Origin of the sequence: Frigidibacter sp. (assembly GCF_030695035.1) — a bacterium.
GTDB lineage: Bacteria > Pseudomonadota > Alphaproteobacteria > Rhodobacterales > Rhodobacteraceae > Frigidibacter.
Genome location: NZ_JAUYTT010000012.1, coordinates 149,543 through 167,184, shown reverse-complemented (window position 1 = coordinate 167,184; position 17,642 = coordinate 149,543). Strand labels below are relative to the sequence as shown.

At 67.6% G+C, this 17,642-nt stretch carries 19 protein-coding genes; 10 read left to right on the top strand and 9 right to left on the bottom strand.

Translation table 11 applies throughout. The features are described from left to right. Positions 1-32 precede the first annotated feature (32 nt). Together parE and Q8S30_RS12145 are read right to left on the bottom strand one after the other, a co-directional pair. Complete coding sequence (gene parE / locus Q8S30_RS12150; protein WP_305666280.1) at positions 33-1,985, bottom strand: DNA topoisomerase IV subunit B; 1,953 nt, start codon at positions 1,983-1,985, stop codon at positions 33-35. Between the two features lie 414 nt (positions 1,986-2,399). Then, positions 2,400-3,053, bottom strand: coding sequence for a glutathione S-transferase family protein (locus tag Q8S30_RS12145; protein ID WP_305666279.1), 654 nt, complete (start codon positions 3,051-3,053; stop codon positions 2,400-2,402). A gap of 132 nt (positions 3,054-3,185) precedes the next feature. Here Q8S30_RS12145 and Q8S30_RS12140 point away from each other — a divergent pair, with 132 nt between their 5' ends. From Q8S30_RS12140 to Q8S30_RS12125, 4 genes are all read left to right on the top strand, one after another. Beyond that, positions 3,186-3,791, top strand: coding sequence for a cyclopropane-fatty-acyl-phospholipid synthase family protein (locus Q8S30_RS12140; protein WP_305666278.1), 606 nt, complete (start codon positions 3,186-3,188; stop codon positions 3,789-3,791). A gap of 336 nt (positions 3,792-4,127) precedes the next feature. Beyond that, positions 4,128-4,790: a DUF1007 family protein gene (locus tag Q8S30_RS12135; RefSeq protein ID WP_305666277.1), complete on the top strand. Its 663-nt coding sequence runs from the start codon at positions 4,128-4,130 to the stop codon at positions 4,788-4,790. Beyond that, positions 4,778-5,815 carry a nickel/cobalt transporter gene (locus Q8S30_RS12130; protein WP_305666276.1) on the top strand — a complete coding sequence of 346 codons (1,038 nt, stop codon included), beginning with the start codon at positions 4,778-4,780 and terminating at the stop codon, positions 5,813-5,815. The genes Q8S30_RS12135 and Q8S30_RS12130 overlap by 13 nt, the downstream gene beginning before the upstream one ends. 54 nt (positions 5,816-5,869) lie before the next feature. Next, complete coding sequence (locus tag Q8S30_RS12125; protein ID WP_305666275.1) at positions 5,870-7,249, top strand: MATE family efflux transporter; 1,380 nt, start codon at positions 5,870-5,872, stop codon at positions 7,247-7,249. On the opposite strand, the gene Q8S30_RS12120 is transcribed toward Q8S30_RS12125, so the two are convergent. Genes Q8S30_RS12120 through Q8S30_RS12110 form a run of 3 tightly spaced genes read right to left on the bottom strand, consistent with a single transcriptional unit; the run spans position 7,222 to position 9,237 of the window. Continuing rightward, positions 7,222-7,647 carry a hypothetical protein gene (locus Q8S30_RS12120; RefSeq protein ID WP_305666274.1) on the bottom strand — a complete coding sequence of 142 codons (426 nt, stop codon included), beginning with the start codon at positions 7,645-7,647 and terminating at the stop codon, positions 7,222-7,224. The two genes, Q8S30_RS12125 and Q8S30_RS12120, sit on opposite strands and share 28 nt — an antisense overlap. Further along, on the bottom strand, positions 7,637-8,023 hold the full coding sequence (locus Q8S30_RS12115; RefSeq protein ID WP_305666273.1) for a bleomycin resistance protein: 387 nt from the start codon (positions 8,021-8,023) through the stop codon (positions 7,637-7,639). Before Q8S30_RS12115 ends, Q8S30_RS12120 begins: the two co-directional genes overlap by 11 nt. Positions 8,024-8,034: 11 nt before the next feature. Next, entirely contained in the window at positions 8,035-9,237 is a 1,203-nt protein-coding gene (locus tag Q8S30_RS12110) for a pyridoxal phosphate-dependent aminotransferase (protein ID WP_305666272.1), read from the bottom strand. Positions 9,238-9,319: 82 nt separating this feature from the next. Here Q8S30_RS12110 and Q8S30_RS12105 point away from each other — a divergent pair, with 82 nt between their 5' ends. From Q8S30_RS12105 to Q8S30_RS12095, 3 genes are all read left to right on the top strand, one after another. Then, positions 9,320-9,742: a helix-turn-helix domain-containing protein gene (locus tag Q8S30_RS12105; protein ID WP_305666271.1), complete on the top strand. Its 423-nt coding sequence runs from the start codon at positions 9,320-9,322 to the stop codon at positions 9,740-9,742. Between the two features lie 13 nt (positions 9,743-9,755). Further along, positions 9,756-10,031 carry a succinate dehydrogenase assembly factor 2 gene (locus Q8S30_RS12100; protein WP_305666270.1) on the top strand — a complete coding sequence of 92 codons (276 nt, stop codon included), beginning with the start codon at positions 9,756-9,758 and terminating at the stop codon, positions 10,029-10,031. 92 nt (positions 10,032-10,123) lie between these two features. Beyond that, positions 10,124-10,627: a MarR family winged helix-turn-helix transcriptional regulator gene (locus Q8S30_RS12095; RefSeq protein WP_305666619.1), complete on the top strand. Its 504-nt coding sequence runs from the start codon at positions 10,124-10,126 to the stop codon at positions 10,625-10,627. Positions 10,628-10,898: 271 nt separating this feature from the next. Here Q8S30_RS12095 and Q8S30_RS12090 read toward each other — a convergent pair whose 3' ends face one another. Then, complete coding sequence (locus tag Q8S30_RS12090; RefSeq protein WP_305666269.1) at positions 10,899-11,327, bottom strand: VOC family protein; 429 nt, start codon at positions 11,325-11,327, stop codon at positions 10,899-10,901. A gap of 178 nt (positions 11,328-11,505) precedes the next feature. Here Q8S30_RS12090 and thyX point away from each other — a divergent pair, with 178 nt between their 5' ends. Continuing rightward, positions 11,506-12,411: an FAD-dependent thymidylate synthase gene (gene thyX / locus Q8S30_RS12085; protein ID WP_305666268.1), complete on the top strand. Its 906-nt coding sequence runs from the start codon at positions 11,506-11,508 to the stop codon at positions 12,409-12,411. A 7-nt stretch (positions 12,412-12,418) separates the two neighbouring features. Here the strand turns inward: thyX and Q8S30_RS12080 are convergent, their stop codons facing one another. Next, positions 12,419-13,273, bottom strand: a complete 855-nt coding sequence (locus Q8S30_RS12080; RefSeq protein WP_371135510.1) for an autoinducer binding domain-containing protein — start codon at positions 13,271-13,273, stop codon at positions 12,419-12,421. Between the two features lie 196 nt (positions 13,274-13,469). Between Q8S30_RS12080 and Q8S30_RS12075 the strand changes: the two genes are divergently transcribed. Next, positions 13,470-14,654 carry an FAD-binding oxidoreductase gene (locus Q8S30_RS12075; protein WP_305666267.1) on the top strand — a complete coding sequence of 395 codons (1,185 nt, stop codon included), beginning with the start codon at positions 13,470-13,472 and terminating at the stop codon, positions 14,652-14,654. Next, complete coding sequence (locus Q8S30_RS12070; protein WP_305666266.1) at positions 14,651-15,382, top strand: phosphotransferase enzyme family protein; 732 nt, start codon at positions 14,651-14,653, stop codon at positions 15,380-15,382. Before Q8S30_RS12075 ends, Q8S30_RS12070 begins: the two co-directional genes overlap by 4 nt. A gap of 70 nt (positions 15,383-15,452) precedes the next feature. On the opposite strand, the gene Q8S30_RS12065 is transcribed toward Q8S30_RS12070, so the two are convergent. Both Q8S30_RS12065 and Q8S30_RS12060 read right to left on the bottom strand, forming a co-directional pair. Beyond that, entirely contained in the window at positions 15,453-16,496 is a 1,044-nt protein-coding gene (locus tag Q8S30_RS12065) for a cytochrome-c peroxidase (protein WP_305666265.1), read from the bottom strand. 109 nt (positions 16,497-16,605) lie between these two features. Beyond that, the gene (locus tag Q8S30_RS12060) at positions 16,606-17,640 is read right to left on the bottom strand and encodes an NAD-dependent epimerase/dehydratase family protein (protein WP_305666264.1); all 1,035 of its coding nucleotides are present in this window, start codon (positions 17,638-17,640) and stop codon (positions 16,606-16,608) included. Positions 17,641-17,642: the final 2 nt, after the last annotated feature.

Below are 17,642 nucleotides of genomic sequence, written 5' to 3'. Positions count from 1 at the left end.
GGTAAGAGCGCCCGGCGACAGGTCAACCCTGCTTACACATCCAGCTCTTCCACAAACCGCGCATTCTCCTGGATATACTGGAACCGCAGCTCCGGCTTCTTGCCCATAAGCCGCTCCACGAGGTCGCTCGTATCCCCCGGTTCGTCCTCGTCGATGCTGACGCGGATCAGCTTGCGGGTCAGCGGGTTCATCGTGGTGTCCTTCAGGTCCTTGGCGTCCATCTCGCCAAGGCCTTTGAAACGCTGCACGTCGATCTTGCCCTTGCCGCCGAGGCCCTTGGCCATCATCCGCTCTTTCTCGGCATCGTCCGAGACATAGATCCGCCGCGCGCCCTGGGTCAGGCGGTAGAGCGGCGGGCAGGCGAGGTAGAGGTGCCCCTTGTCGATCATCGGCCGCATCTGGGTGAAGAAGAAGGTCATCAGCAGGCTGGCGATATGGGCGCCGTCGACATCGGCATCGGTCATGATGATGATCTTGTCATAGCGCAGGTCATCGACGTTGAAGCGGGTGCCCATGGTCACGCCAAGCGCCTGGCAGAGGTCATTGATCTCCTGGTTGGCGCCCATCTTGGCGCTGGCGGCGCCGAGCACGTTGAGGATCTTGCCGCGCAGCGGCAGCAGCGCCTGCTTGGTGCGGTCGCGCGCCATCTTGGCGCTGCCGCCGGCGCTATCGCCCTCGACGATGAACAGCTCGGTCCCCGCGCGGTTGCTGGCCGAGCAATCGACCAGCTTGCCGGGCAGGCGCAGCTTCTTGGTGGCCGATTTGCGCTGCGTTTCCTTTTCCTGCCGGCGCCGCAGCCGTTCTTCTGCCCGCAGCACCAGGAAGTCGAGGATTGCCCCCGCCGCCTTGGTGTTCGCGGCCAGCCAGTTGTCGAAATGGTCGCGCACCGCGGCCTCGACCCATTTCGCAGCCTCCTCGGTCGCCAGCCGGTCCTTGGTCTGGCCGACGAATTGCGGCTCGCGGATGAAGACGGAGATGAGGGCGCAGCCGCCCGCCAGCATATCCTCGCGGGTGATGTCGGCGGCCTTGCGGTTCTTGACCAGCTCGCCATAGGCGCGGATGCCCTTGAGGATCGCGGACCAGAAGCCGGATTCATGGGTGCCGCCCTCGGGGGTGGGCACGGTGTTGCAATAGGATTGCAGGAAGCCATCCCGCGCGGGCGTCCAGTTGATCGCCCATTCCGCGCTGCCCGGCACGCCGAACTTGTCCTGGAACTGCACCTTCCCGGCAAAGGGCTTCTCGGCATAGGTGGTGCTGCCGGCGAGCTGGTCGCCGAGATAGTCGCCAAGCCCGCCGGGGAAGTGGAAGGTCGCCTCAAGCGGGGTCTCGCCGTCGTTGACGGCGCTTTTCCAGCGGATCTCGACGCCCGAGAACAGGTAAGCCTTCGAGCGCGCCATCTTCAGCAGCCGCGCCGGTTTCATCTGCAAGGACCCGAAGATCTCGGCATCCGGGTGGAAGGTCACGGTCGTGCCGCGCCGGTTCGGGGCGGGGCCGACCTTCTGCACCGGGCCCTGCGGGATGCCGCGCGAAAACTCCTGCACGTAAAGCTCGCGGTTGCGTGCCACCTCGACCCGCATGTGATCGGAGAGGGCGTTCACCACCGAGGCACCGACACCGTGCAGGCCGCCCGAGGTCTGATAGGCCTTGCCCGAGAACTTGCCGCCCGCGTGGAGGGTGCAGAGGATCACCTCCAGCGCCGACTTGCCGGGGAATTTGGGGTGCGGGTCGACCGGGATGCCGCGGCCATTGTCGCGCACGGTCACCGAGTTGTCGGCATGCAGCTCCACCTCGATACGGCTGGCATGGCCCGCCACCGCCTCGTCCATCGAGTTGTCGAGCACCTCGGCGACCAGATGGTGCAGGGCCCGCTCATCCGTGCCGCCGATATACATGCCGGGGCGCTTGCGCACCGGCTCCAGCCCTTCCAGCACCTCGATCGAGGAGGCGTCATAGGTTTCGGGCTGACCGGAAAGCAGGTCGTTCATGGGGCCTCGTTTGCGGTTAAGCGGGGTTTTGGGGGCTGCTCGGGTGTTTTGGTTGGGGGCGATTAGACCATGCGGCTCCGGGCGGGGCAAGGGAGGGTGGGGGAGATGGGTGGGAGCGATCCATGGCGGGGAGGGGCCGGGTAGATTTCCGGCTCGCGCCAATGTCCATTGGCAACCGCCTGCGCTTGCTCTGGCGAAGGCCATCGCCTTCGCCACGCGCTGCGCTTTGCCCTTTCACCGGACGGGCCCCAAAGGGCCCGGCCAGCGCCCGCCCCGCCCCCGGCGGGCGCTTCTCGCCCGCCAGGTCGGGCGCTGGCCTCAGTCGGTTTCGCGTGGCCAGCGGCGCTGAATGACAGGTCCCGCACGGGCGGGGGCGAGGCAGTGCCTCGCCTTGTCCCGCCCGAACTTGCGGCCCTACTCCGCCGCGCGCGCCGCCCACATCGCCTTGAACGCCGGCCGCGCCTGGCAGGCCTCCAGCCAGCCCTTCAGCGCCGGGAACTCGGCCAGCAGCGGGGCATGGGCCTGGGCGTAGCGCACGCATTCGGCGGTGTTGATGTCCGCCACAGTGAAGCGGCCGCCCACCATGAAGCCGGTCCCCGCCAGATGCGCCTCCAGCACCGCAAACGGGCGGCGCAGCTTGTCGGCCGCCGCCGCAACCACCGCATGGCCCACCGGGTCGTCCTGCTTGCCCTCGGCATAGGTGAAGCTGATGTCCAGCGCCGGGCCCTCGATGCTGGTCGCGGCATAAAGCGCCCAGTTCATCATCTGCGCTTCTTCCGCCAGATCGGCCGGGGCCAGCGGGCCGCCTGCCTTTCGCGCCAGATACAGGTTGATCGCCAGCGATTCGTGCAGCACCAGCCCGTCATCCTCCATGCAGGGGATGGTCCCGGCGGGGCTCAGCTTCAGGAACTCGGGCGAGCCGGTGTTCATCGGCGCATCCGCCGCCAGCGGATCGGCCAGCTTGTATTTCTGGACGACGGGGACGTGCCGGGCCTCGAGTCCCAGCTCATTGATCAGCCAGAAGGTGCGCGTCGCGCGGGATTTGTAGATGCCGTAGATCGTGAGCATGTGTCGCTCCTGCCAGTGCTGCGATGGCCGGACGCTACAAGCGGCCCGCGCGCCGGGAAAGCGGATTCCATGGGCGCTTGACCTCGGCTGCCGCGCGCGCCACCTGTTTCCCTGCAATAGGGGAGGCCGGACATGGCGGATTGGGACGCACGTTTCGCGCAGGACGGTTATGTCTTCGGAAGCGCCCCCGCGGGCTTCGTGGCGCGGCAGGCCTGGCGGATCGCGCCGGGCAAGCGGGTGCTGTCGGTGGCCGAGGGCGAGGGCCGCAACGCAGTGTTCCTCGCCGAGCAGGGCGCGCGGGTCACCGCCTTCGACGGGTCGGGCACTGGGCTTGGCAAGGCGCGGCGGCTGGCGGCAGAGCGGGGGGTGAGCCTCGATCTGCACCATGCCGACATTGCCGATTGGGACTGGGACGCGGCGCCTTTCGACGTGGTGCTGGGGGTATTCATCCAGTTCGCGCCGCCCGCCTTGCGGGCGCAGGTCTTCGCCGGGATGGCCCGCGCGCTGAAGCCGGGCGGGCTGCTCCTCCTGCACGGCTACGCGCCTCGGCAGGTGGGCTATGGTACCGGCGGGCCGCCGCAGCAGGCGAATCTCTGGACACTGGACCTGCTGCGCGAGGCTTTTGCCGGGTTCGAGATCCTGCATGAGGCGGATTATGACGCCGACCTGGCCGAGGGGTCGGGCCATCGCGGTCGCTCGGGCCTGATCGACTTTGTGGCGCGGAAACCGGGGGCTTGAGGCTGGCGAAGGCCGGGCGCTGACGTCTGGATCGGAAGGCGCGACGGTGGCCGTGCAGAATTTCGGCCGCCCGTGAAATTCTGCTGTGCCCGCCCTGCGGGGGGCGGGCACATTCGTGCCCATCCGGGCGGACCCATCAGAATTTGGAACCCTTAGAGCCTATGTCTCCGCCCCTTGCCCTGCGGCTTGCGCCTCCGGGCAACCGACGCGGTCGGCTTGCCACCGGCAAGCCGCCTGATCGCGCCGGGACGGCGCCCGCCGATTTGGCAACCGTGATTGGAACCCCGCCGCAGGATTTGCTATGCCCGGCGCAGCGCAGGACAGGGATGGTTCACGATGACAATGGCTCGGGCAACACTCGCGGCGGCGGCATTTCTGGCGCTGGCCACGCCGGCATCCGCCCACCCCCACATGTTCGTAGATACCGAGCTGGAGGCGATCTTCGACGCCGAGGGCCGTCTGGCCGCGGTGCGGATCACCTGGATCTATGACGAGCTGACCACGCTGATGAGCGTCACCGATGGCGGCTATGACAAGGACGGCGACGGCGCCTTGTCCGAGGCCGAGATGCAGCCGCTGCAGGGATTCGACATGGAATGGGGCGCGGATTTCCTCGGCGATTTCCAGATCAGCCGCGGGACCGAGAAGTTGGAGCTGGTGCCCGGCCCGCAGGACTGGACCTCGGACTGGAAGGACGGGCACCTGATCTCGACCCATGTGCGCAGGCTGGCGGTGCCGGTGGACCCGGCCACGGGGCCGCTGGTGCTCAAGCCGTTTGATCCGGGCTATTACACCGCCTATTCCATCATCGGCACTCCGGTCATCACGGGGCGCAGCGACTGCTCCGCGCAGGTGTTCGAGCCGGACCTGTCGGCGGCGCAAAAGGCGCTGGCGGCGGCGCTGGACGAATACACCCCCGACCAGTCGCTGGAGGAGATGGGCTATCTGATGATCGGCGAAAGCTATGCCGAGGAGCTGCGCCTGACATGCGGGGGCTGAGCACGAGGCTGGCATTGGCCGCCGTGGTGCTGGCCGTCGTGCTGGCGCTGGCCGCGCTCTGGGCACTGGGCGGCTTCGACGCGCTGGCGCGCTCTGCCACAGCCGGCCAGCGTTGGGCGCAGAACGAGATGGCTGGCGGCCTGCGTGGGCTGAAGGGCGGCGAGGCGGGGGCGTTCTGGGCGCTGATGGGCATCGCCTTCGGCTATGGGGTGTTCCACGCGGCCGGGCCCGGGCATGGCAAGATGCTGATCGGCGGCTATGGCCTTGCCGCCGCGGTGCCGGTGCGGCGGCTGGTGCTGATCGCGCTGGCCTCCAGCCTCGCGCAGGCCACGACGGCGGTGGCACTGGTCTATGCAGGCGTGCTGGCTCTGGGGTGGACACGGCAGCAGGTGGTGGGGTTGACGGATGACACGCTGGCCCCGCTGGGGCATCTGGCGGTGGCGGCGGTGGGGATCTGGCTGGTGCTGCGCGGCGCACGTGGGCTGATGCGGTGGGGACGGGCGGGGCAGGGCGGGCATGACCATGGCGGGCGCGGGCACGCTGCCCACGATCACGCCGACCACGGCCACACCCATCATGGGCATGGGGCGGAGGGCGCAGCCGGGCATGACCACGCTGCCCATCCGCAATCCGGACACGATCACCCCTCCACTCCCGTCTGCGAGACCTGTGGTCACGCCCACGGCCCCAGCCTTGAGCAGGTGGCCGAGGTCCGGTCCCTCCGCGACGCGCTGGTGCTGATCGCCGGCATCGCGGTGCGGCCCTGTTCGGGGGCGCTGTTCCTGCTGATCCTGACCTGGCAGATGGGCATCGCCGGGGCCGGGATCGTCGGCACCTATGTCATGGGCCTTGGCACCGCGCTGGTCACGGTGGGGGTGGCGCTGCTGGCGGGCGGGATGCGCGCCGGGACGCTGGCCTCGCTGGCCGGCACCCGGGGCGTCGCGCTGGCCGTCCCGGCGCTGGAGCTGGGGGCGGGGCTGGCGGTGGCGCTGATCGCGGGAGGGCTGGCGCTGGCAGCGCTCTGACCGCGAGCGATCACATCTGGACCTCCCCTCGGCTTCCGCGCTAAGCCCCCGGCCATGACCGAGCGCGTTCCATATTCCACCCATGCAAGGGCCCTGCTGGTGCTTGGTCTGCCTCTCATCGGCAGCCACCTGGCGCAGATGGCGTTGCATGTCACCGATACGGTGATGCTGGGCTGGTACGGGGTCGAGGCACTGGCGGCGGTGGTGCTGGGCGCCTCGCTGTTCTTCATCGTCTTCATCCTCGGCTCGGGCTTTGCCATTGCCGTCATGGGCATGGTCGCCGCCGCGCTTGGCCGCGGCGATGAGGTGCAGGTGCGCCGCGATGTGCGCATGGGCCTGTGGCTGTCGCTGCTGTTCGGCCTCGCCGTTGCGCCCCTGATGTGGTGGTCGGGCGCGCTGCTGCGCGGGCTGGGGCAAGACCCGGTGGTGGCGCAGCTGGCGCAGGATTACCTGCGCATCGCCGGGCTTGGCATGGTCCCCGCCCTGCTGGTCATGGTGCTGAAAAGCTACCTTGCCGCGCTGGAGCGGACAGCCGTGGTGCTTTGGGCGACGCTTGGCGCGGCGGCGCTGAACGGGCTGATGAACTGGGCGCTGATCTTCGGCAACTGGGGCGCGCCCGAGCTTGGCGTGCGCGGCGCCGCCGCTGCCAGCCTCGCCTCGCAGGTCCTGTCGCTGGCGGTGCTGGCTGGCTATGCCGCCTGGAACCCGGCGCTGCGGCGCTTTCACCTGTTCCAGCGCATCTGGCGCCCCGACTGGCAGGCCTTCCGGCAGGTGTTCCGCACCGGGCTGCCGGTGGGGCTGACCAGCCTGGCCGAGGGTAGCCTCTTCAACGCCGCCGCGGTGATGATGGGCTGGATCGGCACCATCGAGCTTGCCTCGCACGGCATCGCGATGGAGGCGGCGGCGCTGGCTTTCATGGTGCATCTGGGCCTGTCCAATGCCGCCACCGTCCGCGTAGGCCGGGCGCACGGGATGCGCGATGCGCAGGGGATGCGCGATGCGGCACTGACGGCGATTGCGATGTCGATGGGCTTTGGCCTGCTGGTCGTAGCGCTGTTCCTGCTGACGCCGGGGCTGATCATCGCGGCCTTCCTCGACATGGAGAACCCGGCCTCGGGCGCGATTGTGCTGGTGGGCACCATGCTGCTGGCCGTCGCCGCGCTGTTCCAGCTGTTCGACGCGCTGCAATGCATGGCGCTTGGCATCTTGCGCGGGGTGCAGGACACTGGCGTGCCTATGGCGCTGGCGGTGTTCAGCTACTGGGTGGTCGGCATCCCGGCCAGCTATGTGCTGGCCTTCCCGCTGGGGATGGGGGCCGCCGGGCTGTGGCTGGGGCTGGTGATCGGGCTCGCGCTGGCCTCGGCGCTGCTGATGCTGCGCTTCTGGTCGGGGCGCGCGCGGCGGGTTCAGTCGCCGCTGTCCTCGGTCGGCTGACCCTTCATGATCCTTTCCGACTTCTTGCGCACCAGCACGGTGCGCAGGTCATGCATCGCCAGCAGCAGGGCGTCGGTCACATCCTCCAGCTGCGCGTCGCTGGCCTTGGTCTGCACCCAATGCGCGGTCAGGTTCAGGTAATCGACGGCGCGGTGGATATCGTCGATGTCGCGCCTGGCCAGCAGCGCCTGCCGATTGGCCAGCCACTCGCGGATCACCCCCATGTCGGCCGGCGTCAGCTTGCGCTCGCCATGGGCCTTGATCTCGCCATTGCGGACATTGACCAGCGCGATCTGGTCCATCTCGATCCGGCGCTGGCGGTTTTCGGTATCGACCCGAAACACCGCCGCGCCATTCTCGCGGATGCGGAAGTAGTAGTCGGGAAGATCAGCCGACATGCGCTTCTCCTGTATCGCGGTTGTCGATCACCCGCAGGAGGGAGCCGTCGGGATCGACCAGCGCGAACATGCGCGGGGCGGCGCCGGGCTTGAAGAAGCCGGTCAGGCGGGGGATCGCACCCTCGCCCGAGGACAGGCCCGCGCCCTGCCATTCCGCCAGCAGCGCGTCCGGGTCATCGACGCGGATGCAGGCGGAAAACCAGCTTGAAAAGCGGTCCAGCTCGGGATGGGGAAAGAACTCCAGCACGAGCGGGCCGCGGTTCAGGATCATCCAGCCGCCATCACGGTAGGCTTCGGCAAAGCCGAGCCTGCCGTAGAAGGCCGAGGTCGCCGCGAAATCGCGGCTGGGCAGGTTGGCGGTGATCCGGTCGGCCATCGGCCTGCTCCTTAGACCAGCGCGGCGCAGAACCGCTGGATGCGTGTGCACGCCTCGGTCAGGGCCTCGTCCGAGGTCGCGTAGCTGACGCGGAAATTCGGCGACAGGCCAAAGGCCGCGCCGAACACCACCGCAACGCCGGTTTCCTCCAGCAGCGCCGTGGCAAAGACCTCATCATCGGTGATCTTCGTCCCCGCGGCGCTGGTCTTGCCGATGCAGCCGGCGATGGAGGGGTAGACGTAGAACGCCCCCTCCGGCATCGGGCAGCGGATGCCTTCGGCCTCGTTCAGCATCCCCACCACCAGATTGCGCCGGCGTTCGAACGCGGCGCGGCTCTCCGCAATGTAATCCTGCGGGCCGTTCAACGCCTCGACCGCTGCCCATTGGCTGATCGAACAGGGGTTGGAGGTCGATTGCGACTGCACCTTGCCGATAGCCTTGATCAGCGCTTCCGGCCCCGCGGCATAGCCGATCCGCCAGCCGGTCATCGCATAGGCCTTGGACACGCCATTGCAGGTCAGCGTGCGGCCATAGAGGCCCGGCTCCACCTGCGCGGGGGTGCAGAATTCGAAATCGCCAAACACCAGATGCTCATACATGTCATCGGTCATCACCCAGACATGCGGGTGGCGCATCAGTACATCGGTCAGTTCCTTCAGCTCGGACTTCGAATAGCCCGCGCCCGAGGGGTTGGAGGGCGAGTTGAAGATGAACCATTTGGTGTTGGGCGTGATCGCCGCTTCCAGCTGCTCGCCGGTGATCTTGTAGCCGGTCTGCATCGGGCCTTCGACAAACACCGGCGTGCCGCCCGCCAGCAGCACCATGTCGGGATAGCTGACCCAGTAGGGCGCCGGGATGATCACTTCGTCGCCGGGGTTCAGCGTCGCCACCAGCGCGTTGTACAGCACCTGCTTGCCGCCGGTGCCGACCGTCACCTGAGCAGGCGTATAGTCCAGCCCGTTCTCGCGCTTGAACTTGGCGCAGATCGCCTTCTTCAGCTCGGGGATGCCGTCCACGGCGGTGTATTTGGTCTTGCCCGCGTCGATGGCCGCCTTCGCCGCATCCTTGATGTTCTGCGGCGTGTCGAAATCGGGCTCGCCGGCGCCAAGGCCGATCACGTCCTTGCCCGCGGCCTTCAGCTCGGCCGCTTTTTGCGTGACGGCGATGGTCGGCGAGGGTTTGACGCGCGAAAGGGTGTCGGAGAGGAAGGCCATGCGGGGGAACTCCGGTTTGTATCTGCCGGGGCCATGTCTTAGGCTGCCGCCGATGACCGATCAAGGACCAAAGGAGAAAGCGATGAGCGATCCGATGGAAGAGGCCACCGAGGCCGGCTGGTTCAGCGACGAGACCGCGACCTTCGGCGACCGCGTCACCGGCGCGCGCGAGGCGGCGGGGATGACGCGCGAGCAGCTGTCGGCGCGGCTGGGGGTCAAGCTGAAGACCGTCGCCGCCTGGGAGGATGACATGTCCGACCCGCGCGGCAACAAGCTGCAGATGCTGGCGGGGATGCTGGGCGTGTCGATCCCCTGGCTGCTGACGGGGCAGGGTGACGGGCCCGAGGGCCCCGACGTGGCGCCCCGGCATGAGATGGCACCGCTGCTGGCCGAGATGCGCCAGCTGCAGGCCGATCTGGGACAGATCGCCGGCCGCATGGGCCGGCTGGAGGAACGCCTGCGCGCCGCAACCGGCAGCGCGGCACAGCGTGAGTTGGCAGATTGAGGGAGATGACGGAATGACCGAAACGGCGGAAGCCCGGCTGAAACGGATGCGGATGCGCAGCTGGCGGCGCGGCACCAAGGAGATGGACCTGATCCTCGGTCCCTGGGCCGATGCGCGGCTGGCCGGCATGTCGCCCGAGGCGCTCGACCTCTACGACGTGCTGCTCGAAGAGAACGACCAGGACCTCTACCCCTGGATCACCGGCCATGCGGTTCCGCCCGCGCATCTGACCGCGCTGCTGGACGAGATCGGCACCTTCGCCCGCACCCGTCTGTCGCCCGCAAGCTAGGCCCGGCAGGCCCAAACGCCGTTAACCGGAATTTTGCCTTTCCCCGCCAGTCTCCCCTTCGGGACGGGCAACTGGCGGAGACGCGCATGACGATGCAACAGGCGGTGCAACTGGCAGGCCAGGACACGGCCAAGCGGGGCTTTCACCTCGGCTACCTCGACAGCCTCGCGCTGGTGGAGCGGCTGCACCGGCTGCTCCTCGACGTGATCAAGGATGAGTTCGAGCGGCTGGGCCAGCTGGAAATCAATGCCGTGCAGGCGCTGCTCTTGTTCAACATCGGCGAGAACGAGGTGACGGCCGGAGAGCTGAAATCCCGCGGCTACTACCAGGGCTCGAACGTCAGCTACAACCTCAAGAAACTGGTGGAAGCCGGCTTCATGCACCACCAGCGCTGCGAGATCGACCGCCGATCCGTGCGCGTGAAACTCACCCCCAAGGGCCGCGAGGTCCGCGCCACCGTCGCCGCCCTCTTCGCCCGCCATGCCGAAGGGATGGAGACGAAGGGCGTCATCGGCCTCGACGGCATCGACCTCGTCAACACCGCCCTGCGCCGGTTGGAGCGCTACTGGACCGACCAGATCCGCTATATCTACTGAGGGAGCGGGGACGGCCTGCGTTCGCCCTCCCCAAAGCCCGCACCTGCCGGCCTGCGCCGCCGGCACCCCTAGGAAACCCACGGGCCACTGCCTTGGCGCAACCCTTCTTCGCCTTTGCCTTGTCCAAATATCCTCGGGGGGAGCGCCCGGCACGGGCGCCGGGGGGCAGTCAGCCCCCCGCCGTGGTCAGCCCCCCGCCTTGGTCAGCCCCCCGCCTTGGTCAGCCATGGGCCTTGGTCAGCCACGGGCCGCCCGGAAACCCGCAACGCCCTCACCAATGCCCGGTATTGCCCATGCTTGCCCAGGGCTCCGCCGGGGCCAGCGATTCCCCCATCTGCAGCAGCTCGATCGACACATTGTCGGGGCTGCGCACGAAGGCCATGTGCCCGTCGCGCGGCGGGCGGTTGATCACCACGCCAGCGGCCTGCAGCTTGGCGCAGGTGTCGTAGATATTCTCCACGGCATAGGCCAGATGCCCGAAATGCCGGCTGTCCGAGGGCAGGCCGGTGTCGCCATCCCAGTTATAGGTCAGCTCCACCGGGCACTCGCTCTGGCCGGGAGGGGCGAGGAATACCAGCGTGAAGCGGCCCTTTTCGCTCTCGGTGCGACGGGTTTCCTCCAGCCCCAGCAGGCGGAAGAAGGCGATCGAGGCGTCAAGGTCCAGCACCCGGACCATGGTGTGAAGATAGCGGATCTGCATGAGGTCTCTCCTGTTCGCGGCGCGGTGGCCTTCCCGCAGTCTAGCGCCCCGCGCGGCGGGGGCGAGGGGCAACCGGCGCGATGCGGCATTTCCCCGCCACCCGCCTCCGCATATAGCCGTTCACCCCAAGGCCCCACCCATATACAGTGTGCCCGGAATCATGCCGCAGGAGGGACCGATGCCGCTGACCCCGGAACAACTGGCCGAGATCGAGGATGCGCGCAGCGAGCCGCGGCAAACCCTGCGCGCCACCGCCCCGGGGATGGAGGCGCATCTTTATTCTGCCCATCCGGTGCTCGATCACGGCCTCGTCCGCGTCATCGACTATATGGGCGATGATGCCGCCATCACCCAGGCCGCCCGCGTCAGCTATGGCCGCGGCACCAAGGCGGTGTCGAACGACGAAGGGCTGATCCGCTACCTGATGCGGCACTGGCACTCGACCCCGTTCGAGATGTGCGAGGTCAAGTTCCACGTCAAGCTGCCGGTCTTCGTAGCCCGCCAGTGGATCCGCCACCGCACCGCCAACGTCAATGAATACTCCGCCCGCTATTCGATCCTCGACCGGGAGTTCTACATCCCGGCGCCGGACCAGCTCGCCGCGCAATCCACCGTCAACAACCAGGGCCGCGGCGCGGTGCTGGAGGGCGAGGAGGCGGCCCGCGTGCTCGACCTGCTGCGCGAGGATGCGATGCGCAGCTATGACCATTACGAATCCATGCTCAGCCAGGACGGCCAGCAGGGCCTTGCGCGCGAACTGGCGCGGATGAACCTGCCTGCGAACATCTACACGCAATGGTACTGGAAGATCGACCTGCACAACCTGTTCCACTTCTTGCGCCTGCGCGCCGATGCCCATGCGCAGTATGAAATCCGGGTCTATGCCGAAACCATGTGCCAGATCGTCAAGGACTGGGTGCCGCTGGCCTATGGCGCCTTCGAAGATTATCGGCTGGGCGCGGTACAACTCAGCGGCAAGGGCGCGCAAGTGCTCAAGCGCCGGTTGGCGGGTGAGGTTGTCACGCAGGACAGCTCGGGCATGAGCAAGGGCGAATGGCGCGAGTTCGAGGCGGAGTGGGGCTGAGGCGCGTTCAGGCCCGCACGGTGCGGGCCTCCTGCCGCGTCTCAGCCCGCGTCTCGGGCCGCGCTTCCGGGCTGACCACGAAGATCTGGTTCTGGAACGCCGCCTTCAGCACTGCCTGTGCTGTGGTGTCCACATCCAGCGCCTCGCGCGCCAGCCGCAGGTGCTTTTCCACCGTAGCCGGCGCCAGCCCCATGATCTGGGCGATATCGGCGGTAGTCTTGCCGTCGCCCACCCATTCCAGCGCCTCGCGTTGGCGCAGGCTCAGCGCCCGGCGCGAGGTGGCGAAGGGCATCGCGGTGATCCGCAGATGGGTGATGTTGTTCAGCACCAGCAGCTCGCGCCCGTGCCGCGCCCAGATCTCGTCGACATCAGCCTGGTCCAGCCCCTTGCGCGCGCAGAGCCCGATCGCACCTTTTGCGCGGACCGAGGCATCGCGGAAGCTGATCGAATAGCCGGCGCGGATGCCGTAGCGCTGATTGAGCGCCTGAACCCGCTCGGCCTCTGCCGCCGGCCCGCTCCGGGCGCGCTCGTCGATCATCCGCCAGGAACAGGCGCCCTCATTCGCGGCCGCCCAGCTGACCATCGGGGCGTGAACGTAGAGCCCGCCGTCGATATATTCGCGCAGAAAGCCGGCCTCGTAATTCGACAGCACCAGCAGATCATCCTTGCTGCCAAAGGACTTGGTGGTGCGGAACCTCGTGAATCCATAAAGCAGCCGGTCAAAGCCGAAACCGGCCATCCGCGCCGCATGCAGCGCCCAGATTTCCTCGATGGTGCCGGCCTGCATCAGCTGTTCGAGATGGTCGATCATGCCGCACCAGCCCCGGGCGCCAAAGTCGCGCCGATCTGCCAGCCCCGACAAGGCATGGATGTCGTTTGCCAGTGGCCCTTAAGGGCAATTGTACTCTTCATATGCATAAGTCCCCACCCAAACCTGCCATGCCCAGTTCGTTCTGTCGAGAGTGCGGTCGCTTTTCCCCGCCAAAGGGGCGGCGAGGCCGCTTTTCCCTGCGATCACCGCGCGGTAGGTAGGATCAGAATCGGGTAAAGGGCAAAACATGGACAGTCGGGCAACGGATGTTCTGGTCATCGGCGGCGCGGTGATGGGCGCCTCGGTCGCCTTCTGGTTGACGCGGATGCAGCCGGGCCTGCGGGTGACGGTTGTTGAGATGGACCCGAGCTATGCCCGCTCCTCGACCGCGCTGTCGGCGGCCTCGATCCGCCAGCAGTTCAGCAATCCGGTCAATGTGCAGATCAGCCGCTTCGGGGTGGAGTTCATCCGCGATTTCCAGGGCGCGCTGGGGCAGGAGGTCGGCGTGCCCTCGCTGGGGCTCAAGGAGAACGGCTACCTGTTTCTGGCCGAAACCGCCGAGGGCGCGGCGCTGATGGAGGATCTGGCGGCGATGCAGCGCGGGCTGGGGGCCGAGACTCAGGTGTTGTCACCCTCCGAGATCGCGGCGCGGTTTCCGTGGATCGAGACCGCGGGCCTGTCGGCTGCCAGCTACGGTGCGCGGCTAGAGGGGTGGTTCGACAATATGGGCCTGCTGGCGGGGTTCCGCGCCGCTGCCCGCGCGCAGGGGGCGCAGTTCATCTCCGACCGGGTGATCGGGCTGGAGCGCGTGGATGGGCGCGTGGTTGCGGCGCAGCTGGAAAAGGGCGGCCGCGTCGAGGCGGCGAGCTTCATCTGTGCGGCGGGGACGGGGGCGGCGGCTGTTCTTAAGATGTTGGGTGAAGATCTGCCTGTAGAGCCCCGGAAACGCACGGTTTTCGTCGTGGACGCCCCCAACGCCCGCCATCCCGGCGCCCCGATGGTCATCGACCCCGCCGGATACTGGATGCGCCCCGAACACGGCCAATGGCTGACCGCCACCGTGCCCACCGATGATGGCCCCTGCGCCGCGGATGATTTCGACCCCGATGCCGGCCAGTTCGAGGATTTGATCTGGGAGAAGATCTGGAACCGCGTGCCGGGGTTTGACGAGGCGAAGGTCACGCGGCTCTGGGCCGGGCACTATGCCTATAACACCTTGGACCAGAACGCTATTCTGGGGCTTCACCCGCATATGGCGAACTTCTACCTGATGAACGGCTTCTCGGGCCACGGGCTGCAACAGGCCCCCGCGGTGGGCCGCGGCATTGCCGAGTTGCTGCTGACCGGCAACTACCAGAGCCTCGACCTGTCCCCCTTGGGAGTGGAGCGGGTGCTGGAGGGCCGGCCGTTCCTGGAACAGGCCATCGTGTGACCCGGCCGCCGGACAGCATCCTCTCGCTCTGGGGCGTCACGGCGCCGCTGGAGCGGCTGACCGGCGGGCACCGCAATGCCGCCTGGCGCACGCGGGGGCAGGGGCGCGAGTTGGTGGTCAAGAGCACCCGGCGCAGCGAGGCGGCGCTGGTCTGGCTGGGCGGCATGATGGAGGCTGCCGAGGCGGCGGGCTTTGCGGTGCCGCGGCTGATCGCGTCCGGCCAGGGCCGGCTGATCGAAGACGGATGGACCTGCGAGCCGTTCCTTGAGGGCCGCCCCTTTGCGCCGGCCGATCTTGCCGGCATCGCGGGCCGCATCGAGGGCATGCACCGCCGCACGGCGGCGATGCCGCAGCGGCCGGGCTTTGTCGGCGCGGTGGACCTTGCGGGCGGGGCAGAGGCGGGCGGCGATGTGGACCTGCGGGCGATGCCGGTCCCGCTGGCGGATGCCTGCCAGGCGGCCTGGGGCGCGCTGCGGGGGCTGACGCGGGCGGGTATTCACGGCGATCTTGGCCCCGGCAACCTGCTTTGGAGCGCGAGCGGCCAGCCGGCGTTGCTCGACTGGGACGAGGCGAGGGTGGATGCCGTGCTGTTCGACACCGGGCAATGCGGCGCGGACGTTCCCGCGCCGATCAGCCGGGCATTGCTGGCTTGGGAGATTGCCTGCTGCTGGCAGGTGGAGCCGGAGCGGGCCACCGGCTTGGCGGCGGGGTTCATAGCGGGAGCCTGAGACAGCCGCCCGCCACACGCGGAAGGGGCGCGGTGTCCCGCGCCCCTTGTTGCTGCAATCCGAGATGGGATTACATGTGGTCAGGCTTCGGCGTCGCGTTGGTGCGCACCGGCAGGATCGGGTGCACGACCTCGGGCTGCTCGCCGGTCAGCGTGCCGAGGAAGGCGACGATGTCGTCGACTTCGGTGTCATCGAGATCAGCGCCAAGCTGCGAGGTGCCCATGATCTGCACCGCCTCGCGCAGATCCCAGACCACGCCCGAGTGGAAATAGGGGGCGGTCAGGGCGATGTTGCGCAGCGGGCCGGCGCGGAAGACATACTCGTCATCCACCGTCTCGGTCACGGCAAAGCGGCCGCGGTCGCCTTCGGGCAGCACGGTGCCGCCGGGGCGTGTGATCAGGCCGAAGGGGTAGTATTCCTGCCCGCCGATATTCACGCCGGCATGGCACGAGGAGCAACCCTCATCCATGAACGCCGCGAGGCCGCGCTTCTCTTGCTCGGTCATCGCGCCGTCAGAGCCCATCAGCCACTGGTCGAAGCGCGAGTTCGGGGTGATCAGCGTCGCCTCGAAGCTTTCGATAGCGCGGGCGAAGTTGTCGAAGGTGATCGGATCGGCCTCGCCCGGGAAGGCGGCGGCGAAGGCGGTTACATAACCGTCCATCGACTTCAGCGTGTCGGTGACCTGATCGGGGGTGTTGTTCATCTCGACCCCGGCCTGCACCGGGCCCTTGGCCTGTTGCTCAAGGTCAGGCGCGCGGCCGTCCCAGAACTGGGCGATGTTGAATACGGCGTTCAGCACGGTCGGCGCGTTGCGCGGGCCTTTCTGCCAGCCATGGCCAATCGAGGTTTCCAGCCCGTCCACGCCGCCGATTCCGACATTGTGGCAGGACTGGCACGAGAACAGCCCCGATCTGGAGATCCGCGGATCGAAGAACAGCATCGCGCCCAGATCGATCCGGTCGCGGGTCATTACGTTGTCACCAAGGTCGGGCCCGTTCATCGGGATCGCCTCGAAGACTTCCTTGGCCTGCTCACGCAGGGCGGCATCATCAGCCAAGGCCGGGGCGGCCAGCAGGGCAAGCACCGCTGCGGTCGATGTGAAATAGCGACTCATGGGATAGTCCTTCCGGTTCGTTTTGAACGTAGAACTATTCTAATGAGAGGTGGGTCACGGATACTTGATCTGGATCAGATGGGGGTGTTCGGGCCAGTCTGTCGCAGGCTCAGACCTGAAAGTAATCCCGATACCAGGCCACGAACTGCGCCACGCCTTCGGGCACCGCGGTGCGCGGGCTGTAGCCGGTCAGCGACTGCAACAGGGCGCCGTCGGCCCAGGTGGCGGGCACGTCGCCCGCCTGCATCGGCATCAGATTCAGGGTCGCGCTGCGGCCCGTCGCCTGCTCGATGGCGCGGATGAAGTCCAGCAGCTGCACGGGTTCGGAGTTGCCGATGTTGACCACGCGCCACGGCGCCACGGCGGACAGGCTGTCTCCCGGTGCAATCGCCTCGGGGGTTTCGGGGCGCACGGGCGCCGCGTCGATCAGCAGGCGGATGCCCTGGACCAGATCCTCGACATAGGTGAAGTCGCGCTTCATGTCGCCGTGGTTGTAGACGTCAATCGGCACGCCTTGCAGGATCGCCTTGGTGAACTTGAACAGCGCCATGTCGGGGCGGCCCCAGGGGCCATAGACGGTGAAGAACCGGAACATGGTGATCGGCAGGTCATAGAGATGGGCATAGGAATGCGCCATCGCCTCATTGGCCTTCTTGGTCGCGGCATAGAACGACATCTGGCTGTCGGCCTTGGCGGTTTCCGCATAGGGCATTTCGGTATTCGCGCCATAGACCGAGCTGGTGGAGGCCATCAGCATATGCTGCGGCGGATAGGCGCGGGCGGCCTCCAGCAGCTCGAAGCTGCCGATCAGGTTGGCCTCCAGATAGGCGCGAGGCTGGTCGATGGAGTAGCGCACCCCGGCCTGCGCCGCCAGATGCACCACAATGTCGGGGCGCTCATCGGCCATCAGGCCCATCAGCAGGCCGGGCTCTTCGATCTTGGCATGCACGAAGCGGAAGCCGTCCGATTGCATCAGCATCGCCCGCCGCCGGTCCTTCAGCGCCACGTCGTAATAGTCGTTCAGGCTGTCGAGTCCGATGACGCGGAACCCGTCCTCCAGCAGCCGCCGGCAGAGGTGATAGCCGATGAAGCCGGCCGCCCCTGTAACAAGAGCGGTGCGGGGGGAGGTGCTGGGTTCGGTCATCT

Coding starts and splice junctions, on each gene's coding strand:
- Q8S30_RS12135 (WP_305666277.1), top strand. CDS start 4,128: ATGACAATGGCTCGGGCAACACTCGCGGCGGCGGCATTTCTGGCGCTG.
- Q8S30_RS12075 (WP_305666267.1), top strand. CDS start 13,470: ATGGACAGTCGGGCAACGGATGTTCTGGTCATCGGCGGCGCGGTGATG.
- Q8S30_RS12115 (WP_305666273.1), bottom strand. CDS start 8,023: ATGGCCGACCGGATCACCGCCAACCTGCCCAGCCGCGATTTCGCGGCG.
- Q8S30_RS12130 (WP_305666276.1), top strand. CDS start 4,778: ATGCGGGGGCTGAGCACGAGGCTGGCATTGGCCGCCGTGGTGCTGGCC.
- Q8S30_RS12145 (WP_305666279.1), bottom strand. CDS start 3,053: ATGCTCACGATCTACGGCATCTACAAATCCCGCGCGACGCGCACCTTC.
- Q8S30_RS12140 (WP_305666278.1), top strand. CDS start 3,186: ATGGCGGATTGGGACGCACGTTTCGCGCAGGACGGTTATGTCTTCGGA.
- Q8S30_RS12125 (WP_305666275.1), top strand. CDS start 5,870: ATGACCGAGCGCGTTCCATATTCCACCCATGCAAGGGCCCTGCTGGTG.
- Q8S30_RS12105 (WP_305666271.1), top strand. CDS start 9,320: ATGAGCGATCCGATGGAAGAGGCCACCGAGGCCGGCTGGTTCAGCGAC.
- thyX (WP_305666268.1), top strand. CDS start 11,506: ATGCCGCTGACCCCGGAACAACTGGCCGAGATCGAGGATGCGCGCAGC.
- Q8S30_RS12110 (WP_305666272.1), bottom strand. CDS start 9,237: ATGGCCTTCCTCTCCGACACCCTTTCGCGCGTCAAACCCTCGCCGACC.
- Q8S30_RS12065 (WP_305666265.1), bottom strand. CDS start 16,496: ATGAGTCGCTATTTCACATCGACCGCAGCGGTGCTTGCCCTGCTGGCC.
- Q8S30_RS12120 (WP_305666274.1), bottom strand. CDS start 7,647: ATGTCGGCTGATCTTCCCGACTACTACTTCCGCATCCGCGAGAATGGC.
- Q8S30_RS12090 (WP_305666269.1), bottom strand. CDS start 11,327: ATGCAGATCCGCTATCTTCACACCATGGTCCGGGTGCTGGACCTTGAC.
- parE (WP_305666280.1), bottom strand. CDS start 1,985: ATGAACGACCTGCTTTCCGGTCAGCCCGAAACCTATGACGCCTCCTCG.
- Q8S30_RS12060 (WP_305666264.1), bottom strand. CDS start 17,640: ATGACCGAACCCAGCACCTCCCCCCGCACCGCTCTTGTTACAGGGGCG.
- Q8S30_RS12095 (WP_305666619.1), top strand. CDS start 10,124: ATGCAACAGGCGGTGCAACTGGCAGGCCAGGACACGGCCAAGCGGGGC.
- Q8S30_RS12100 (WP_305666270.1), top strand. CDS start 9,756: ATGACCGAAACGGCGGAAGCCCGGCTGAAACGGATGCGGATGCGCAGC.